The organism is Collimonas pratensis, from assembly GCF_001584185.1.
GTDB classification, from domain to species: Bacteria; Pseudomonadota; Gammaproteobacteria; order Burkholderiales; family Burkholderiaceae_D; genus Collimonas; species Collimonas pratensis.
Map to the genome: position 1 here is coordinate 5135628 of NZ_CP013234.1, position 20447 is coordinate 5156074.

Sequence of the window (20447 nt, forward strand, 5' to 3'; positions counted from 1 at the left end):
TACAGGCAAGAGGCATGCCATATATCAGGAGCCGAATATGAATTTGATCGATCCCATCATCGCCTTCCAGGCGGAACTGCAAGCCATCCGACGTGATTTACACGCCCATCCCGAACTCAATTATGAAGAACAGCGCACCTCCGACGTGGTGGCGCGCAAGCTCACCGAATGGCAGATCCCGATTCTGCGCGGCATGGGCGTCACCGGCGTTGTCGGTATCATAAAAAACGGCAGCAGCGATCGCGCCATAGGCTTGCGCGCCGATATGGATGCCTTGCCGGTGCAAGAGTTGAATACTTTTCCACATGCCTCCCAACATCAGGGCAAGATGCACGCTTGTGGACATGACGGCCACACCGCGATGTTGCTTGGTGCGGCGCATCATCTGTCCAAGCACCGGAATTTCGACGGTACTGTATATCTGATTTTCCAGCCGGCGGAAGAAGGCGGCGGCGGCGCGCAGCGCATGATCGATGACGGCTTGTTTGAGAAATGCCCGGTGGAGGCAGTATTCGGCATGCATAACTGGCCAGGCATGGCGACCGGCAGCTTTGGCGTGACGCCGGGGCCGATGATGGCATCCAGCAATGAATTTGAAGTGATCGTCAAGGGCAAGGGCTCGCATGCGGCGCAGCCGCACAAAAGCGTCGATCCGGTGATGGTCGCGGTGCAGATCGCGCAAAGCTGGCAGACCATCGTTTCGCGCAATCTCAATCCGAACGATCCGGCTGTGCTGTCGGTGACGCAGATTCACAGCGGCAGCGCCACCAACGTGATTCCCGATGTAGCGACACTGATCGGGACGGTGCGGACCTTTTCCTTGCCTGTGCTGGATACGATCGAAGCGCGCATGCGGGAAGTCGCGCAGCACACCGCGGCAGCTTTCAGCGCCGAAGTGGAATTCCGCTTCCATCGCAATTATCCGCCGCTGGTGAACCACGCCAAGGAGACCGCATTCGCGGTCGAAGTGCTGCAGGCGATGGTTGGCAGCGACAATGTCAATCCGCAGGTTGAACCGACCATGGGCGCGGAAGATTTTGCCTTCATGCTGCAGAACAAACCAGGCTGCTACGTTTTCATCGGCAACGGCGAAGGTGCCCACAGAGATAGCGGTCACGGCCTCGGCCCCTGCAATTTGCACAACGCCAGCTACGATTTTAACGACGACTTGCTGCCGATTGGCGCCAGTTACTGGGTCAATCTTGCCGAGAGCTATTTAAAGAAAACGTGATTGTTGCCTTGCTTGCGACGCCAGCCGACAACATGACGATGCAATATGGCGGCTGTGATTCAACGATGAATCACGGCACGCCGATTGATCTCCTCTGCACCTTCTCTTAACCTCATTACACACATGATACGAACATGAATCAAATCGCAGCCGCATATGACGTCCCTATGCAATTGGGCGAATGCCCGCTTTGGCATGCCGCGGAAGCGTCTCTTTACTGGGTCGATATTTCAGCGATGCAGGTGCATCGCCTGCACCCTGCGGACGGCAAGCACGCCATGTGGCAGCTAGATGCGGAGCCCGGCTGTATTGGCCTGCGCGTCGGCGGCGGCCTGGTGGTTGCCATGCGCACCGGCGTTGCCTACCTGGATACCGACACTGGGGCGCTGACGCATATTGCCGATGCGCCTTACGACACCGCCACCGCGCGCTTCAATGATGGTCGCAGCGATGCTGCAGGCCGGTTCTGGGCAGGCACCATCTATGAGCCACGCGACCATGCCGGCGCGCAGCTGTATGCCATCGAAAAAGGCGTGGTGCGCGCGGCCGGCAATCCGGTCACCGTTTCCAACGGTCTTGGCTTCAGCGGCGACAGCCGCACGCTGTATCACAGCGACACCACCGCGCACCGGATTACCCGCTACGAGTTTGACCTGGCCAGCGGCAAGATCGGCTCAGGCCATGTGCTCAAGCAGTTCGCCATGGACAAGAATGCGCCCGACTACGGCGGTCGTCCGGACGGCGCGGCGGTCGATAGTGAAGATGCTTACTGGTGCGCGATGTATGAAGGCGGCCGGCTGCTGCGGCTGTCGCCTTCCGGCGAAGTGCTGCAAGAAGTGATCGTCCCTGTGCGCTGCCCGACCATGATGGCCTTTGGCGGCCCGGATTTACGCACCTTGTATATCACCAGCGTGCGCGAGAAGCGCAGCCAGGCAGAACTGGAGCAATATCCGCTTTCGGGCTGCGTGCTGGCGCTGCGCGTGGACGTGCCCGGCAGATCAGAACCGGCTTACATCGCCTGATTTCAAGGCGCTGAGTCACCGTTTTACGACAGGAATTGCCTGTAGTTCGGCAATAATTTTCGTTTTCGACTATTCTTTAGGGCTGTAGCTGCGCGCCGCAGCGATCCGGACAGGGCAGCATTATGCCGGTGCCAGGCGGCCAGTGTAGCCCTTCCATGAATAAAGCGAAGGCGAGCTGTCATTCGCTTTTTATTTTCTTACGCTCGAAAGTCTTTTATGCAAAAAAAACAAACCGGACTCAAGATTCTGGCCGCAGCCTGCCTTCTGGCTGGCGTTCATGCAAACAGCTTCGCGGTTGATTCCGCATCGCTCGAACTCGGCACCGGTAACAAGAGCCAGCTGGCCCGCGTTGCCGCGCAATGGAACTGGGGTTCGCCATTGTGGCAAGGCAGCAGCACGCAACTCGGCGGCTACTGGGATTTGAGCCTGGCTGAATTCCGTCAAAACCAGTATCAGAATGTTCCCGGTCAATCGAAGAACCTGACCGACATCGGCTTTACCCCGGTATTCCGCTTCCAGAGCAACGATAAAAGGGGCTTGTACGGTGAAGCCGGCATCGGCGTGCACCTGATGTCGCATCTGTATGACAACAACAGCCGCCGTTTCTCCACCGCTTTTGAGTTTGGCGACCATCTGGGCGCCGGCTATGTGTTCGGCAATGGCCTGGATGTCGGCATCAAGCTGCAGCATTTCTCGAACGGCGGCATCAAGAAACCGAACAGCGGCGCAAATTTTGCCGTGTTGCGGGTCGCTTATCCGTTCTGATCCGGATCTCGAATCAAGATAAAAGCAGAATACATAAGCAAGAAAGCCAGTCGCGCAAGCCGACTGGCTTTTTTTTATCTATGTTTGGAGGAAATTCAAGACATATTGGAATGATTCGGCATCGGAGAGTAAGCGTCGTCTCACCGCCGTCTGGACACTGACTTTATGATCCGCGACGATGGTGTCCGCTATCGATAGTGGACACTATGCCTTACATACCGCCCGAACCCAAACCAACGAAACCGAAACGTCGGAGCTTTACGGCCACGCAGAAGAAGGCCATTACCGAAGAGGCTCTGGCACCCGGCGCTTCCGTCTCCCGTGTTGCCCGCGCCCATGATCTTAATACTAACCAGGTATTCAAATGGATGCGGGAGTATCAGGGCAAACGACATTCAGAGTCTATCGCCTCGACGCTCATTCCGGTCATGCTCAGCCACACCGATGTAGCAGTGATGCCCGCCGTAGCAGAATCACCGATCACGGCAACCGGGACCATCGAGCTGCACCTCCCGAAAGGTCGAGTTTGCCTGACTGGTGCTGTCGATCCCGGCGCACTGCGCATGGTCCTGGAACATCTCAGCGCATGATCGGCCTGCCAGCAGGAACACGCATCTGGATTGTCGCCGGCGTAACCGACATGCGCTGCGGCTTCAATGGACTCGCTGCCAAGGTGCAGACTGCGCTGGAAGAAGATCCGTTCAGCGGCCATGTTTTTGTGTTCCGTGGCCGGCGCGGCGATATCGTCAAGCTGCTGTGGTGGACCGGCGATGGCCTTTGTTTGCTCGCCAAGCGCCTGGAACGCGGATACTTTGTCTGGCCGCAGGCACGCAACGGCACCGTGCATCTGAGTCAGGCACAGCTATCAATGCTCATCGAAGGGATAGACTGGCGGCGTCCGGAACGTACTCAACGCCCCCAGTCAGGCTTGTAAACATCCCCGCCTTTACGTAAACTACCGACATGCCCTCGCACGCCGCCCTCCCTGACGATATCGACGCCTTAAAAGCCATGATCCGCGAGCGCGACGACATGGTCGAAGCCCTGCGTGAAGAACTATCTGGCCGCAAGGTCGAGATCGAACAACTCAAATTGTTCATCGCCAAACTCAAACGCATGCAGTTCGGTCGTAAATCCGAGAAGCTCGATCGCCAGATCGAACAACTGGAATTAAAACTGGAAGATTTGCAGGCCGATGAGGAAGAGGCCGCTGTAGAGATGGAGCGTCGCGGGCGTGCCATACGTACCCGTCCGGAGCGCAAGCCATTGCCATCGCATCTGCCCCGCGAAGAGAAGGTTTACAGGCCCGACGCTGTCGCCTGCCCCGATTGTGGCGGTGAGCTGCGTCAGTTAGGCGAAAATGTATCAGAGCAACTGGAATTCATTCCCGCCAGCTTCAAGGTGATCCGCCATATTCGTCCCAAACTGGCTTGCGCCTGCTGCGATAGCATCGTGCAAGCTCCGGCGCCGAGCCGGCCCATCGAACGCGGCATGGCCGGTCCCGGCCTGCTGGCCCATGTTCTGGTATCGAAGTTTGCCGATCATTTGCCGTTGTACCGGCAATCTGTGATCTATGCCCGTGAGGGTGTGGAATTGAGCCGGTCGCTATTGGCCGACTGGGTCGGTGCCTCCAGCAATCTGCTGCGTCCTCTGGTCGATGCGGTACGCCACCACGTCATGGCCGGTCATAAACTGCATGCCGACGATACGCCGGTACCGGTACTGGCCCCGGGCAATGGCAAGACCAAGACGGGCCGATTGTGGACCTATGTGCGCGATGACAGGCCTTCCGGCGCAACGATCCCGCCGGCTGTCTGGTTCGCCTATACGCCGGACCGCAAAGGCATCCATGCGCAGACACATTTGATTCCCTTTGCCGGCATCCTGCAGGCTGATGCTTATGCCGGCTTCAACGCCGTCTATGAGACCGGTCGCATCCACGAAGCAGCTTGTTGGGCGCATGCCCGGCGCAAATTCTTCGATCTGCACGATGCGCGGCCGTCGGCAGTAACGGCCGAGGCCCTGCGCCGTATCGGAGAGTTGTACGTGATTGAAGCGGACATTCGGGGCCAGCCGCCCGATGAGCGCTTGTCGGTGCGCCGCGCAAGATCGCGTCCATTGCTGGATGACTTAGAGGCCTGGTTGCGAGCCATCCTGGGAACGCTATCGCGCAAATCCGATACGACGGCGGCGATCATGTATGCCCTGAACTTGTGGCCAGCGCTGACGCGCTATTGTGACGACGGAATCGTCGAGATTGATAATTCGGCTGCCGAACGTGCGCTGCGCGCAATTGCGATTGGACGACGCAACTACCTGTTTGCTGGAGCCGACAGCGGTGGGGAGCGGGCCGCAGCGATCTATACGCTGATCGGCACTGCCAAGTTAAACGGCATTGATCCCGAAGCGTATCTGCGTCATGTGCTCACGCACATCGCTGACCATCCGGTCAATCGAGTTGACGAATTCCTGCCTTGGAATGTCGCATCGATGCTGGCCGTCCCAGCGCATCTCGCTGTTTAAACTTCGCGATTGACGCACGGTTCTTTGCGTCGTCACACTGCTTTATAATTTCGGCATGAGCCTACCGACAAACTACTATAGTTTGCGTCTCGAACTGACGCGTATTGAGCCTTTGATCTGGCGCCGCTTGCTGGTGCCGACCACGATCACCTTGCCTAAACTACATCGCGCCATCCAGGGCGCCATGGGCTGGACCAATTCTCACTTGCATCAATTTCATATCGATGCTGAACAGTATGGCGAACCTGATCCGTATGGCGACATGACGCTGATCGACGAGAAGGGAATCAAGCTATCGTCCGTGCTTGCCGGGAACATACGCGAATTCGTCTACGAATACGATTTCGGCGACGATTGGCTGCACCGGGTGGTGGTGGAGAATGTGCAAGACGCAAATCCTGCATGGAAGGGTTCGCTTTGCGTGGCTGGTCAACGCGCTTGCCCCCCGGAGGACGTCGGCGGAATCCCTGGCTACGGTGAATTCGTCAACGCCATCGCTGATCCCAAACATGAGCAGCATATCGACATGTTGCGCTGGGTCGGCGGCGCATTCGATCCGGAAGGATTCGATATCAACTCCGCAAACTTGCGCATCCGGCGACTGAAGGGGTAATTCTCCTTCTTGAATACGTCAAGACGGTCGCGGAGCGACGCTTACATCGGAGACGCCACTTTTCGCAATGAAGCGGGCTCTGTAGCACTGGATTCCAGCGGTTCACAGCGTAGTTTCAGGCTTTGAGACGACTTTCTGAGCAGATATTGAGATTTTCCGTATTTTGTAAAGTGAACGCGCAAAGCAAAAACCCTCTGTCCGGTAAGGAGCAGAGGGTTTTTTAATAAAAGCCTGACGATGACCTACTTTCACACTGGTTGCAGCACTATCATCGGCGCAAATTCGTTTCACGGTCCTGTTCGGGATGGGAAGGGGTGGTACCAAATCGCTATGGTCATCAGGCATAACTTGTAACCGCTGCTTGTTCCACTGTAGTGGCAACAAACAACGCAATCTAGAAGAAGTAGTTTTTTATACCGGCCACACAAGGGTGTGTGTGACCGGTTGGGTATGAATGTCCAAACGGTGTTGCTATCTGTTGAGGATAGTCACCTTGGCAAACAAATAAGCTCATCATATAACCTGCTAAGGTTATAGGGACAAGCCTCACGGGCAATTAGTATCAGTTAGCTTAACGTATTACTACGCTTCCACACCTGACCTATCAACGTCCTGGTCTCGAACGACCCTTTAGGGGAATCTAGTTCCCGGGAAATATCATCTTAAGGCAAGTTTCCCGCTTAGATGCTTTCAGCGGTTATCTCTTCCGAACTTAGCTACCCGGCAATGCCACTGGCGTGACAACCGGTACACCAGAGGTTCGTCCACTCCGGTCCTCTCGTACTAGGAGCAGCCCCCTTCAAATTTCCAACGCCCACGGCAGATAGGGACCAAACTGTCTCACGACGTTTTAAACCCAGCTCACGTACCACTTTAAATGGCGAACAGCCATACCCTTGGGACCGGCTACAGCCCCAGGATGTGATGAGCCGACATCGAGGTGCCAAACTCCCCCGTCGATATGAACTCTTGGGAGGAATCAGCCTGTTATCCCCAGAGTACCTTTTATCCGTTGAGCGATGGCCCTTCCATACAGAACCACCGGATCACTATGTCCTACTTTCGTACCTGCTCGACTTGTCAGTCTCGCAGTTAAGCACGCTTATGCCATTGCACTATTAGCACGATGTCCGACCGTACCTAGCGTACCTTCGAACTCCTCCGTTACACTTTGGGAGGAGACCGCCCCAGTCAAACTGCCTACCATGCACTGTCCCCGATCCGGATAACGGACCAAGGTTAGAACCTCAAACAAACCAGGGTGGTATTTCAAGGTTGGCTCCACGAGAACTAGCGTCCCCGCTTCAAAGCCTCCCACCTATCCTACACAGATTGGTTCAAAGTCCAATGCAAAGCTACAGTAAAGGTTCATGGGGTCTTTCCGTCTAGCCGCGGGTAGATTGCATCATCACAAACATTTCAACTTCGCTGAGTCTCGGGAGGAGACAGTGTGGCCATCGTTACGCCATTCGTGCAGGTCGGAACTTACCCGACAAGGAATTTCGCTACCTTAGGACCGTTATAGTTACGGCCGCCGTTTACTGGGACTTCAATCAAGAGCTTGCACCCCATCATTTAATCTTCCAGCACCGGGCAGGCGTCACACCCTATACGTCCACTTTCGTGTTTGCAGAGTGCTGTGTTTTTATTAAACAGTCGCAGCCACCTTTTTATTGCAGCCCTTTCGTCCTTCTGGCGCAGGCCAGTCAAACTACCGGGGCGTACCTTATCCCGAAGTTACGGTACAAATTTGCCGAGTTCCTTCTCCCGAGTTCTCTCAAGCGCCTTAGAATACTCATCTCGCCCACCTGTGTCGGTTTGCGGTACGGTCTCGTTAGACTGAAGCTTAGAGGCTTTTCTTGGAACCACTTCCGATTGCTTCACCAATAAATTGGCTCGTCCCATACCCTTGAATTACGCTGCCGGATTTGCCTAACAGCCTTCTCTGATATAGGAACCGGGACTTCCAACACCCGGACAACCTTCCGCGATCCGTCCCCCCATCGCATCTAACGACGGTGCAGGAATATTAACCTGCTTCCCATCAGCTACGCATCTCTGCCTCGCCTTAGGGGCCGACTCACCCTGCTCCGATGAACGTTGAACAGGAAACCTTGGGCTTACGGCGTGGGGGCTTTTCACCCCCATTATCGCTACTCATGTCAGCATTCGCACTTCTGATACCTCCAGCATCCTTTACAAGACACCTTCGCAGGCTTACAGAACGCTCTCCTACCATATCAATAAATTGATATCCGCAGCTTCGGTGACTGGCTTAGCCCCGTTACATCTTCCGCGCAGGACGACTCGATCAGTGAGCTATTACGCTTTCTTTAAAGGATGGCTGCTTCTAAGCCAACCTCCTGACTGTTTTAGCCTTCCCACTTCGTTTGCCACTTAGCCAATCTTTGGGACCTTAGCTGGCGGTCTGGGTTGTTTCCCTCTTGACGTCGGACGTTAGCACCCGGCGTCTGTCTCCCAAGCTCGCACTCATCGGTATTCGGAGTTTGCAATGGTTTGGTAAGTCTCGATGACCCCCTAGCCATAACAGTGCTCTACCCCCGATGGTGATACTTGAGGCACTACCTAAATAGTTTTCGGAGAGAACCAGCTATTTCCAAGTTTGTTTAGCCTTTCACCCCTACCCACAGCTCATCCCCTAATTTTTCAACATTAGTGGGTTCGGACCTCCAGTGCGTGTTACCGCACCTTCATCCTGGCCATGAGTAGATCACTTGGTTTCGGGTCTACACCCAGCGACTGAACGCCCTATTCGGACTCGATTTCTCTACGCCTTCCCTATACGGTTAAGCTTGCCACTGAATGTAAGTCGCTGACCCATTATACAAAAGGTACGCAGTCACGGAACAAGTCCGCTCCTACTGTTTGTATGCACACGGTTTCAGGATCTATTTCACTCCCCTTCCGGGGTTCTTTTCGCCTTTCCCTCACGGTACTGGTTCACTATCGGTCGATATCGAGTATTTAGCCTTGGAGGATGGTCCCCCCATGTTCAGACAGGATTACACGTGTCCCGCCCTACTTGTTGCAAGCTTAGTTCCACAATGATCATTTCGTATAAGGGGCTATCACCCTCTATGGCCGACGTTTCCAAGTCGTTCTACTATGTCCACTGCTAAAACTTGCGGCTGTTCCCATTTCGCTCGCCACTACTTTGGGAATCTCGGTTGATTTCTTTTCCTGCAGCTACTTAGATGTTTCAGTTCGCCGCGTTCGCTTTGCATGCCTATGTATTCAGCATGCAATGACCACTAGGGCCGGGTTTCCCCATTCGGAAATCTGCGGATCAAAGCTTGTTTGCTAGCTCCCCGCAGCTTATCGCAAGCTACTACGTCCTTCATCGCCTGATATCGCCAAGGCATCCACCATGTGCACTTATTCACTTGTCCCTATAACGTTAGCTTCTAGCTGCGTTCACAGCTAAAAAGCGGTTATAGAGGTATTTCTATGAGTTTAGCGTTTGCCGTATCCAAAGTGTTATCGCATTCTCCATGCAGCTTGCGCTCATGGAGTCTTTTGAGAACTCTTTACATACTTTTTGATTTGATACAATCATACCCATCCATAACAATGTCTTGTCATGGACGAATCTTTACTACTTCTTCTAGATTGTTAAAGAACGGCATTACCAATGATCTTAAAAAGACCAAACCTAAATCTCAGCACATGCCCGAATTTGCATTCGCTGCACCGACTTAGGTTTGATATTTCACGCTTCTTCTCACCAAGGAAACTTGGTGGAGGTTGACGGGATCGAACCGACGACCCCCTGCTTGCAAAGCAGGTGCTCTCCCAGCTGAGCTAAACCCCCGAAACTTTATGGTGGGTCTGGTTGGGCTCGAACCAACGACCCCCGCGTTATCAACACGGTGCTCTAACCAACTGAGCTACAGACCCGCTTGGATCAGTACGAGCCTACCATCAACTTCAGCGCTTTCACGCCGCAGCCTTTGACCGATACCTGTTCTTCTTTATTAACAGACGATAAGTGTGGACGCTTAACTTTCATGCAAACTCTAGAAAGGAGGTGATCCAGCCGCACCTTCCGATACGGCTACCTTGTTACGACTTCACCCCAGTCACGAATCCTACCGTGGTAAGCGCCCTCCTTACGGTTAGGCTACCTACTTCTGGTAAAACCCGCTCCCATGGTGTGACGGGCGGTGTGTACAAGACCCGGGAACGTATTCACCGCGACATGCTGATCCGCGATTACTAGCGATTCCAACTTCATGTAGTCGAGTTGCAGACTACAATCCGGACTACGATACACTTTCTGGGATTAGCTCCCCCTCGCGGGTTGGCGGCCCTCTGTATGTACCATTGTATGACGTGTGAAGCCCTACCCATAAGGGCCATGAGGACTTGACGTCATCCCCACCTTCCTCCGGTTTGTCACCGGCAGTCTCATTAGAGTGCCCTTTCGTAGCAACTAATGACAAGGGTTGCGCTCGTTGCGGGACTTAACCCAACATCTCACGACACGAGCTGACGACAGCCATGCAGCACCTGTGTTACAGTTTTCTTTCGAACACTCCCAAATCTCTTCGGGATTCTGTACATGTCAAGGGTAGGTAAGGTTTTTCGCGTTGCATCGAATTAATCCACATCATCCACCGCTTGTGCGGGTCCCCGTCAATTCCTTTGAGTTTTAATCTTGCGACCGTACTCCCCAGGCGGTCTACTTCACGCGTTAGCTGCGTTACCAAGTCAATTAAGACCCGACAACTAGTAGACATCGTTTAGGGCGTGGACTACCAGGGTATCTAATCCTGTTTGCTCCCCACGCTTTCGTGCATGAGCGTCAGTGTTATCCCAGGGGGCTGCCTTCGCCATCGGTATTCCTCCACATCTCTACGCATTTCACTGCTACACGTGGAATTCTACCCCCCTCTGACACACTCTAGCTATGCAGTCACAAATGCCATTCCCAGGTTAAGCCCGGGGATTTCACACCTGTCTTACATAACCGCCTGCGCACGCTTTACGCCCAGTAATTCCGATTAACGCTTGCACCCTACGTATTACCGCGGCTGCTGGCACGTAGTTAGCCGGTGCTTATTCTTCAGGTACCGTCATTAGGGGACCGTATTAGGACCCCCCGTTTCTTCCCTGACAAAAGAGCTTTACAACCCGAAGGCCTTCTTCACTCACGCGGCATTGCTGGATCAGGGTTGCCCCCATTGTCCAAAATTCCCCACTGCTGCCTCCCGTAGGAGTCTGGGCCGTGTCTCAGTCCCAGTGTGGCTGGTCGTCCTCTCAGACCAGCTACTGATCGAAGCCTTGGTGAGCCTTTACCTCACCAACTAGCTAATCAGATATCGGCCGCTCTATGAGCATGAGGTCTTGCGATCCCCCACTTTCATCCGTAGATCGTATGCGGTATTAGCTAATCTTTCGACTAGTTATCCCCCACTCAAAGGTACGTTCCGATATATTACTCACCCGTTCGCCACTCGTCAGCGGAGCAAGCTCCCTGTTACCGTTCGACTTGCATGTGTAAGGCATGCCGCCAGCGTTCAATCTGAGCCAGGATCAAACTCTTCAGTTCAATCTCTGTTTTGTGGCATTGCTGCCTAGCATCTCTGCTATCGCTCACTCAAAATACTGACAGGCCACTTCCTCTCGAAAGCGCCTATTTTCTTCTTTTGTGAACATTTAATGTTTTAAGTTATACGCTCCTGATTTACATCAGCAGCGCTGCACTTCCATCAAACGCCCACACTTATCGACTGTTAATTGTTAAAGAACCTTCTACTTCGCGTCACCAGTCACCCGGTTCGCGTCGCTGTCAAATCGTTTTGTTTGTCAGCAGCAGAGAGATGAGATTATGTAGCGTTTCAAGTTTTTCGTCAACTACTTTTTTACTTCTCACCGAAAAACTTTTTACTTCCAACACAACCTGCAACCCGCTTTATTTCCCTCAAACTTCGCTACCAAATCAGCCTCAATCTCTTGCCGCTCATTCGTTTATTTCGCGTCGTTCTCAACGGGAGGCGAACTATAGCAATCCCCCCAATTCCCCGCAAGTACTTTTATCCAAATTCTTTAAAATATTTCGATTTATTTGATTTACCTGTCTTTACCCAGGTCCCAACGCACAATGGACTCACCGCCGCTGGTGGTTTTAGGCACCGGCCGGAACGCATGGCCATAGATAATTTCAAAGGTCAGCGGCAGTTTGCCGTCCGCCCTGCGGCGCGCTTCCAGCGCAGCCTTCAGGCGTGCGCCCTGCTCTCTACTTAATAGGCCGCGGCCACGGGTCGCCAGCGGGTTGCCACCCCAGGCCCGGACATCGGCCAGCAGCTTCTCCACCGTGTCATAGGTGACGGTGATCGTTTCCATATCCATGACGGGAGTAGAGAAACCGGCATTGACCAGCATGTCGCCGAAATCATGCATATCCACAAATGGCAGCACATGCGCGCCATCGTCGATGCCGGCAAATGCATTGCGCAGCTCTTTAAATGTATCCGGCCCGAAGCAGGAGAACATCAGCAAGCCATCCACCCGCAATATGCGGCGCCATTCAGCGAACACGCGGTCCGGTTGCGGATGCCAGTGCAACGCCAGGTTCGACCACACCAGGTCGACCGTGTTCGGCGCCAGCGGCAACTGGGCGAAATCGCCGCACAGCAAAGCTGACGACAACTGCTCGCCGCCGCCAGCAAACGGCAGCCACTTCTTTAATAAGCGGTTCACCGACAGCTGCGCACCCTGTCGTTGCTCTTTTGCCAATGACAACATGGCAGCGGACGCATCCAACCCGATAACCGCGGCTTCCGCAAAGCGCTGCTGCAATGTATATATATCAGGACCGGCGCCGCAGCCGGCATCCAGCACCCGCTGCGGCGCTAGTTTCACCAGAGCAAGGCGTTCGTGCATGCGGCTGGATATTTCCCGACGCATGAACTCGGATTCGCGCACCAGCGCGGGCTGGGCAAACAATTGGCGTACCCGGCGCAAGTCGATCGGAGCGCTTTGGCTGGTTTCAGAAGTAGGCAATGAGGTAGACATCAAAATCCGGCAGGTGAGATGAAATGCGATAATCGCCAGTAGTTTACACGCTTGATTGTATGTAAGCTGGCGGTAGTGCCTTGATTCACGGCCTTGATTAACCGCAATGAGACTTGCCCTTGTTATTTCCCCGACTGCGGCTATGGCCGCGACAGCAACTTGCCCGCATTCTGCGCGGCATGCCATCCTGCTGCGCCTTATGCGGGCAGGAAGGCCAGCACGTGATTTGCGGCGGCTGCAGCAAGCACTACTTTGCCAGCCGCCCGCAGCGCTGCGTCCAATGTGCAAATCCGCTGCCCCGCTCCGGCGGCGTCGGCCTGCTCCAGTGCGGCAACTGCCTGAAACAGTCCAGAGCCTTCGACGCCACGATAGTAGTATGCGATTATGCGGCCCCGGTAGACCAATTGATCCAGGCGTTAAAGTTCCGCAGCCAGCTGGCGTTGGCGCCGGTGTTCGCAAAAATGCTGAGGGATGCGGTGCTGTTGCAAGCGGCTGGCAAAAAGGCGGAGTTGCCGGATATATTGATGGCTGTTCCACTCAGTGCACAACGGCTGCAGCAGCGTGGTTTCAACCAAGCGCATGAAATTGCCAAGCCACTAGCCCGTCTGATCGGCATTCCATTGCGCCGTGACCTGCTGCTGCGCCAGCGCGACACGCTGCCCCAATCCATGGGGCTGGACCTGGAGCAGCGTCGCCGCAATTTGCGCCAGGCCTTTGCCATGGCGCCGGCGGCCAGCGCAAAAATCGACGGCCGCCATATAGGTGTCGTCGACGATGTCATGACTACCGGCGAAACCCTGCACGCGCTGGCCAAGACCCTGCGCCGCCATGGCGCCCGCCGGATTACCAATTTCGTCTTCGCAAGAACCCCTTGACCGGCTTGCGTCGCGATTGCTTTAGTCCGTTAAGGACAGAGCGCAATTAATATATAAGGAGAAGCAGATTGTTCCACGTCGTCCTGGTTGAACCGGAAATTCCGCCGAATACCGGCAACATCATCCGCCTGTGCGCCAATACCGGCGCTCAATTGCATCTGATCGAGCCGCTCGGCTTTCCGCTCGACGACGCCAAGATGCGCCGCGCCGGCCTCGACTATCACGACTACGCCAGCATGAAGGTGCACGCCGATTGGGAAACCTTTGTCGCCAGCATGCGCGCAGCCGGCAGTTATGCGCCGGAGCGGATGTTTGCCATGACCACCCATGGCTCGACGCCGTTCGCCAATCTGGCCTTCTTGCCGGGCGACGTCTTCGTGTTCGGTTCGGAAACCCGCGGCCTCGATCCAGCGCTGCGTGAATCATTTCCTCCGACGCAGCGGATCCGCCTGCCGATGCGGCCGGACAACCGCAGCCTGAATCTATCCAATACCGTGGCGGTGGTCGTGTATGAGGCGTGGCGCCAGAATGGCTTCAGCGGCGGCGCCTGATAAAACATTTCCGTGGATAAAGCCAACACCGTGGCGGCATTGCTATAATCGTAAGCCAGACCGCAGCCAGCAACACAGCCGCGCTGCAAGAACAATCTGCGCCATCTACGCAATCAACTCAAAGGATCAGCATGTCTTTACGTTCGGTTTCCCTGTTCTTCTGCGCGCTGGCGATCAGCGTTTCGGCCCATGCCCACGAATACACTGTCGGCGCCTTGCACATCGGCCATCCTCACGCCCGCGCCACCGTACCGGGCCAGCCCAGCGGCGGCGCCTTCCTCAGCATCGAAAATACCGGCAAGGACGCCGACAAGCTGATCAGCGTCAGTACGCCGGCGGCCAAAAGCGCCGAGATCCACACCATGTCCATGGATGGCAATGTCATGAAAATGCGTGAAGTCGGCGAGATTGCGCTGGCGCCGGCGGCCACCGTCGACATGAAGCCGGGCAACGGCTACCACATCATGCTGATCGGCCTGACCCAGCCTTTGAAAGCGGGCGACAAGTTCCCGTTGACGCTGACTTTCCAGAAAGCCGGAAAAATCGAAGTCTCGGTCAGCGTTACCGATATGAGCGGCAAGTCACCTGAGGCAATGCACCAACACTAAGTAGCCGCCGGCCCATAAAAATAGCGCGAATCTCGCGATTTTTTTTGCATCCCCTGCCGATACGGTCACGAACCCTGCCGCACCTTGTCCAACAACTTGCTGGTCGAGCGGTCATGGGCAAAGGCAATCGCCACTACCTGGCCGCCGTAGGCCAGCACCGCCTGGCCTTCGGGAATCGCATCCATCTGATAATCGCCGCCTTTGACATATACGCCGGGCCGCGCTTCCTGCACCACTTCCAGCGCAGTATCTTCGTCGAACTCGACCACCAGACTGACAGCTTCCAGCGCCGCCAGCACCGCCATGCGGTCGGCACAGGTATTGATCGGGCGGTCGTCGCCCTTGCCCAGGCGCTTGACCGAGGCATCGGTATTCACCGCCACCACCAGCGACGCCCCCTGCTCGCGCGCCTGCGCCAGATAAGTGACATGGCCGCGATGCAGGATGTCGAATACACCGTTGGTCAGCACCACCGGTTGCGGCAGGGACGCGACGCGCGCCTTCAGTTCGGCGCGGGAGCAAAGCTTGTTTTCAAATGTAGGCATGGCGAATATAAAAAAAGCCGCAACAACGCGGCTTCATATCAATAATGATCGGGATTGCAGGCGACGCCGAAAAACCTCGCCTGCAACCCTGGTAATCAGACTGCTTCGGCCGACTTCAAGGCCAGCCGCGCAACCACTTCCTTGCGATAGCGGTTCAGCTCCTGCACCGTATCGAAAGTGCGTTCGAACAGCAAGGACATATTGTGCAGGATGCGGTCGACCACTTTCTTTTCCCACACGCCGTCGAACTTGATCTGGTTGTCCAGCCAGCGCTCCAGCCACTCAGGGTCCGGCAGGCGGCTCTGCACCGTGTCGTTCGGGAACAGCGACTGGTTGACGTGCAGGTTAGTCGGATGCAGCGGCTTTTCGGTACGGCGCGCCGATGCCATCAGAACGCCGATCTTGGCAAATGCTGCCGAAGCGCTGTCGCCGACTTCGGCCAGGGCCTTCTTCATATAACGCAGATAAGCGCCGCCGTGGCGCGCTTCATCTTGGCTGATGATCTTGTAGATCTGCTTGATCACCGGCTCGGTATGCCAGTCAGAGGCGCAGCGGTACCAGTGATTGAGGCGAATTTCGCCGCAAAAATGCATCATCAAGGTTTCCAGGGCCGGCGCCGGATCGAATTCGAAACGCACCTTGTCCAGCTCGGCTTCGGTAGGCACCAGCTCAGGCCGGAAGCGGCGCAGGTATTCCATCATCACCAGCGAATGCTTCTGTTCCTCGAAGAACCAGACCGACATGAACGCGCAAAAATCGCTGTCGCCACGGTTATCGCGCAAGAACATCTCGGTTGCAGGCAGCGCCGACCATTCCGTAATCGCATTCATACGAATAGTTTGAGCTTGTTCGTCGGACAGCTGGGTGGCATCAAACTTGTCCCATGGAATATCGGTCTCCATGTTCCAGCGGACTTGTTCAAGCGATTTAAACAGTTCTGGATACAGCATACATACCTTAAGCAAGTGAGTTAACTGCTCGATTTTACCAAGAATTTGTTACAAGACCGTTTATAAACCGGCCGACCAGCATTTTTTACTGGGAAAATGGCTCAAATCACAACAAAGTCAACGCCCCGTTTAGAGTTTTTAATCGGTCAGAACCCGTCCTCTGACATGCGGCCTGCGCAAGCCGCGGATTTTCGGCGCCGGCCAACGAATAATCTTTGCGAAAGGATGAGAATTGCAGGCATCGGCTCGGGCGACGCCTGCCTCCCAGATTTCAATGATGGCACTTATCCGACGCTAGTCAAGCTGTTCGAAGAATTTGACATTGCCACTGTAGCAACTAGCATCTCATCTCGACAATCTTTACACAGGGCGCAATTTCCCGGGCTGCGCCACGCCTGCTGGGCCGCGGCCCTTACTTAGAAACCGGCTTGATTTTCCCCATTGCCGTTTTTGTCTTGCCGGCGGCTGCACCACCAGCTTTTTTGACAGCAGGTTTGCTGCGCGGTTTGGCCGACGCCTTGGCGCCACTCTTGACAGTACTCTTGGCAGTCGCGGCTGGCGCAGATTTTGCCGCTTTTTCCGTCGCCGCCACGCTGTTCACCGCCTGCTTGAATTGGTTTTGCAGCAGATCCCACCAAGCATTGGCATTTCCGGCGGAAGGAGGAACCGCCCCGGTATCAGGCGCCGCAGCCGGCGCGACCGGCGCTGCCGGTTCGTCCTTTTTCGGCATCGGCGGCGCAGCCGCATCGGCATCTTGCGCTGCGTTCATGAAAGAGAACGGAAAACCGGACGGCATCGTCCAAGCATTCGCGGCGGCTTCGCCGCCATCCTCGGCCGGCTGGTTGACCGCGCCCATCGCCCGCAGCGCCGACAGCGTCGCGCTTTGCACTTCCAGCGCCTGGATGGTGGTGCGCAGCATGTTCAGGTTGAGACTCAGCCATGATTCCACCGCCTTCAAATCGGTGATCTTCTTGTTGATCTCTTCCACCGACAAGGTCGGTACGACCATCCCCGGCACGCCCATGCCGCCCCACATCTTCTTGATGAATTCAAGACTGTCCTGCATTGCATCTGCTCCCGGAATACTAGAACCGCTCATCGCCAATCTCCTTCAAGGAAAATCCATCTTACCGCCCGTGGACTATAACAGCCCACTCGTTCCGCCTCACGGTCGCTGCATCTTGCACGTCGTTGGCAGCGCCGTCGCCGCCGGCGCCAGATAGCGCTCGGTCTTGAAACCGTAGCCGCTGCCTTCATTGTCGAAGCGGATGCCGCCATCGGCAAGCTTTTGCATCACCGCCACATACAATGGCTGGATCAGCTGGTGATCGCTGGTGCGCATGCTCGCTTCGTGAAACTTGCTCTTGTATTGTGCGCCTTCGAGCGCCCGCGCCACCGCTGCCGCCTCCGTGGTCTGGGCTTTCTCTATGGCGCTCGCCAGCATGTCGATCATGACATCCATGCGCAAAAACAGATAGTCATCTTTCGGCTGCGGGAAACGCTGGCGGAAACTACGGTAGAAGGCATCGCTGGCGGCATTCTGGACGCCATCGGCAATGTTCGGATGCCACTCAGCAACTGCACGCACTGTCCCCACGCCTGCATCGCCGATGGCCGCCGGCGCACCTAGGCTATTGGCATAGAAAGTATAGAACTTGAGGCGCAGGCCGGCTTCTTTCGCGGCTTTCACCAGCAGCGTCAAATCATTGCCCCAGTTGCCGGTGATGACCGTGTCGGCGCCGCTGGCGCGAATCTTGGCGATATAGGGGGCGAAATCCTTGACCTTGCCGATCGGATGCAATTCGTCGCCGACGATCCTGATATCTGGCCGCGCTGCCTGCAGCTGCTGGCGCGCGGCCTTGGCCACCTGCTGGCCGAAACTGTAATCCTGGCCGATAAGATAGACACTTTTCGCCTGATGGTCGCTTTTGATGACTTCCACCAGCGCGCGCATGCGCATATCGGCATTGGCATCGAAACGAAAATGCCAGAAGCTGCATTTTTCATTGGTGAGCGCCGGATCGACCGCCGAGTAGTTCAGGAACAGCACGCGATTGTCCGGCGTCCGCGCATTGTGCTTGTTGATTGCCTCGACCAGCGCGCCGGCCACTGCAGAGCTATTGCCTTCCAGCACGAAAGGGATTTTCTGGTCAGTCAGTTGCTTTAGCTGTAACAAGGCATCTTCTACTCCCTGCTTGCTGTCGAATACCGTCAGGCTGAGAGAATGGCGGCCATCCGGCAAGCGTACCCCGCCGCGCGCATTGACCTGCTCCACAGCAAACCGGATATTGTGCTCGACTGCTTCGCCGGCGTTGGCAAACGGACCCGACATGCCTTCAATCATGCCGAGCCGGATCGGCGCCAGTGTGGCCGCGGGCGAAGCCGAGGCCGCCGATGACAGGCAGCCGCCAGCCAGCATGCATGCCAGCGCAAGGCCGGCGGGGAAACGCGATCGGTACAGCATCGGCAACTATTCCAGTTTGTTATAGGTCCAATATTTTACGTCGTTTATTACATACGCTTACGCTTGCCGGAAGTTAATCCAGACGGATCGTTTACACTATGCGGATGCCGTCTTCCTCCGAACACATCTCAACTGCACGTTTTACCTTTGGCAGCCGCCGCCGCTGGCTGGGCGTTTTGCTGCTCACCGCTTTGCTGCATATCCTGCTGATCGTATGGGGTGGCCGCCAGTTCGATGCGCCGCTGTCGGTTGAACGACGCGATCACATCGTCATGACAAATATCGCCGCCTTGCCGCCGGTAGAAAAGCCCGTGCTGCTGCCACAAGAACCGAAAGCGCAGCCGAAACCAAGCCCGCAACCGCGCCCCGTTGCCGCCGCAAAACCGCGGCCGGCGCCGGAACCGGCGGTAGAAGTGCCGGATACGCCGATCCGGGAAACAGTGACGCCCATCGTTGATGCCCAGCCGGCCGGGCCTGCCGTGGCCGACGCAGCAGGAAGCATCATCGACACAAAACCGCCGACAGAACAGCCCGGACCGGTGGAGCCGCCGAAACCCGCCGCGGCTGCCGGCAAACACTACCAGACCAGCGCGCCGCCGTCGGCAGAACTGAAATACAAGGTAGAAGCCGTGCAGAAAGGCCAGAATTACCATGGCAGCGGTAAAATCACCTGGCAAACCGATGGCGGCAACTACACCATCAATGGCGAGGCAGGCGCCTTGTTCATTACCGTCCTGGATTTCAAGAGCGAAGGCGAAGTCAACGGTTTTGGCGTCGCGCCCGTAACCTATACGCAAAAGCGCTTCCGCAAGCCGGCTACGAAAACGATTTTTCACCGCGAACTCAAGCAGATTGTCTTTTCGTCGTCGGACAATAAGTATCCGCTCAGTGGCGGCGAACAGGACCGTGCCAGCGTAGTCTGGCAACTGGCCAGCATTGGCCGCGGCGACAGTACGCAATTTTCACCCGGCGCGGTGATCGACCTGTTTGTCGCCGGTCCGCTCGATGCGGAAACCTGGCGCATGCAGATCGTCGGCCAGGAACAAATCGATGTCGACGGCGACCAGCGCACAGCCTGGCATGTGATCCGCATTCCGGAACCCGGCTCGCACGAACAGCGGCTGGATATCTGGCTGTCGCCGCAACAGGAATGGTATCCGGTCAAACTGCGCTTTACCGAAACTGATGGCGACTATCTCGACATGTCGCTGTCCAATCTGAAGCCGCTGAATCCAAACGGGCTGAATTAGGCCAGGCTGGCG

At 55.8% G+C, this 20447-nt stretch carries 16 protein-coding genes, 2 tRNA genes and 3 rRNA genes; 11 read left to right on the plus strand and 10 right to left on the minus strand.

Going from position 1 to position 20447, the window contains the following annotated elements; translation table 11 throughout:
* Window positions 1-37: 37 nt before the first annotated feature.
* The 7 genes from CPter91_RS22840 (at window position 38) to CPter91_RS22870 (ending at window position 6154) form a co-directional block, all read left to right on the plus strand.
* Window positions 38-1231, plus strand: coding sequence for a M20 aminoacylase family protein (locus CPter91_RS22840; protein ID WP_061944647.1), 1194 nt, complete (start codon window positions 38-40; stop codon window positions 1229-1231).
* 134 nt (window positions 1232-1365) lie between these two features.
* The gene (locus CPter91_RS22845) at window positions 1366-2253 is read left to right on the plus strand and encodes an SMP-30/gluconolactonase/LRE family protein (RefSeq protein ID WP_061944649.1); all 888 of its coding nucleotides are present in this window, start codon (window positions 1366-1368) and stop codon (window positions 2251-2253) included.
* A gap of 216 nt (window positions 2254-2469) precedes the next feature.
* Window positions 2470-3018, plus strand: coding sequence for an acyloxyacyl hydrolase (locus tag CPter91_RS22850; RefSeq protein WP_061944652.1), 549 nt, complete (start codon window positions 2470-2472; stop codon window positions 3016-3018).
* A gap of 206 nt (window positions 3019-3224) precedes the next feature.
* Window positions 3225-3608, plus strand: a complete 384-nt coding sequence (gene tnpA / locus CPter91_RS22855) for an IS66-like element accessory protein TnpA (RefSeq protein WP_150119692.1) — start codon at window positions 3225-3227, stop codon at window positions 3606-3608.
* Window positions 3605-3952 (plus strand): IS66 family insertion sequence element accessory protein TnpB, encoded by a 348-nt coding sequence (gene tnpB, locus CPter91_RS22860; protein ID WP_061941207.1) that lies wholly within the window; start codon window positions 3605-3607, stop codon window positions 3950-3952. The genes tnpA and tnpB overlap by 4 nt, the downstream gene beginning before the upstream one ends.
* A gap of 29 nt (window positions 3953-3981) precedes the next feature.
* Window positions 3982-5541, plus strand: coding sequence for an IS66 family transposase (tnpC, locus tag CPter91_RS22865; protein WP_061941209.1), 1560 nt, complete (start codon window positions 3982-3984; stop codon window positions 5539-5541).
* A gap of 55 nt (window positions 5542-5596) precedes the next feature.
* Window positions 5597-6154, plus strand: a complete 558-nt coding sequence (locus tag CPter91_RS22870) for a plasmid pRiA4b ORF-3 family protein (RefSeq protein ID WP_061941211.1) — start codon at window positions 5597-5599, stop codon at window positions 6152-6154.
* A gap of 229 nt (window positions 6155-6383) precedes the next feature.
* Here the strand turns inward: CPter91_RS22870 and rrf are convergent.
* The 6 genes from rrf to CPter91_RS22900 all read right to left on the minus strand — a co-directional run bounded on the left by rrf (window position 6384) and on the right by CPter91_RS22900 (window position 13192).
* A 5S ribosomal RNA gene (gene rrf, locus CPter91_RS22875) occupies window positions 6384-6496 on the minus strand.
* A gap of 193 nt (window positions 6497-6689) precedes the next feature.
* A 23S ribosomal RNA gene (locus tag CPter91_RS22880) occupies window positions 6690-9564 on the minus strand.
* A gap of 346 nt (window positions 9565-9910) precedes the next feature.
* Window positions 9911-9986 (minus strand) — tRNA-Ala (locus CPter91_RS22885).
* Between the two features lie 9 nt (window positions 9987-9995).
* A tRNA-Ile gene (locus CPter91_RS22890) sits at window positions 9996-10072 on the minus strand.
* A gap of 123 nt (window positions 10073-10195) precedes the next feature.
* Window positions 10196-11726: ribosomal RNA gene (locus tag CPter91_RS22895) — 16S ribosomal RNA — on the minus strand.
* Together the 16S, 23S and 5S rRNA genes with 2 tRNA genes alongside form the textbook arrangement of a ribosomal RNA operon.
* A gap of 521 nt (window positions 11727-12247) precedes the next feature.
* Window positions 12248-13192, minus strand: a complete 945-nt coding sequence (locus CPter91_RS22900; protein WP_061944655.1) for a methyltransferase domain-containing protein — start codon at window positions 13190-13192, stop codon at window positions 12248-12250.
* Window positions 13193-13311: 119 nt separating this feature from the next.
* On the opposite strand from CPter91_RS22900, the gene CPter91_RS22905 reads away from it, so the two are divergent.
* From CPter91_RS22905 to CPter91_RS22915, 3 genes are all read left to right on the plus strand, one after another.
* Window positions 13312-14067 (plus strand): ComF family protein, encoded by a 756-nt coding sequence (locus tag CPter91_RS22905; protein WP_236905889.1) that lies wholly within the window; start codon window positions 13312-13314, stop codon window positions 14065-14067.
* A gap of 68 nt (window positions 14068-14135) precedes the next feature.
* Complete coding sequence (locus CPter91_RS22910; RefSeq protein WP_061944661.1) at window positions 14136-14618, plus strand: tRNA (cytidine(34)-2'-O)-methyltransferase; 483 nt, start codon at window positions 14136-14138, stop codon at window positions 14616-14618.
* A gap of 131 nt (window positions 14619-14749) precedes the next feature.
* Complete coding sequence (locus tag CPter91_RS22915) at window positions 14750-15226, plus strand: copper chaperone PCu(A)C (protein ID WP_061944664.1); 477 nt, start codon at window positions 14750-14752, stop codon at window positions 15224-15226.
* Between the two features lie 65 nt (window positions 15227-15291).
* Here the strand turns inward: CPter91_RS22915 and rfaE2 are convergent, their stop codons facing one another.
* The 4 genes from rfaE2 to CPter91_RS22935 all read right to left on the minus strand — a co-directional run bounded on the left by rfaE2 (window position 15292) and on the right by CPter91_RS22935 (window position 19140).
* Window positions 15292-15771: a D-glycero-beta-D-manno-heptose 1-phosphate adenylyltransferase gene (gene rfaE2, locus CPter91_RS22920; protein WP_061944667.1), complete on the minus strand. Its 480-nt coding sequence runs from the start codon at window positions 15769-15771 to the stop codon at window positions 15292-15294.
* A 95-nt stretch (window positions 15772-15866) separates the two neighbouring features.
* Window positions 15867-16721, minus strand: coding sequence for a ferritin family protein (locus CPter91_RS22925; protein ID WP_061944670.1), 855 nt, complete (start codon window positions 16719-16721; stop codon window positions 15867-15869).
* Window positions 16722-17133: 412 nt separating this feature from the next.
* Entirely contained in the window at window positions 17134-17820 is a 687-nt protein-coding gene (locus tag CPter91_RS27235; RefSeq protein ID WP_205631631.1) for a PhaM family polyhydroxyalkanoate granule multifunctional regulatory protein, read from the minus strand.
* 66 nt (window positions 17821-17886) lie between these two features.
* Window positions 17887-19140, minus strand: coding sequence for a branched-chain amino acid ABC transporter substrate-binding protein (locus CPter91_RS22935; protein WP_062121168.1), 1254 nt, complete (start codon window positions 19138-19140; stop codon window positions 17887-17889).
* Window positions 19141-19289: 149 nt separating this feature from the next.
* On the opposite strand from CPter91_RS22935, the gene CPter91_RS22940 reads away from it, so the two are divergent.
* Window positions 19290-20435: a DUF3108 domain-containing protein gene (locus CPter91_RS22940; protein WP_061944675.1), complete on the plus strand. Its 1146-nt coding sequence runs from the start codon at window positions 19290-19292 to the stop codon at window positions 20433-20435.
* Window positions 20436-20447: the final 12 nt, after the last annotated feature.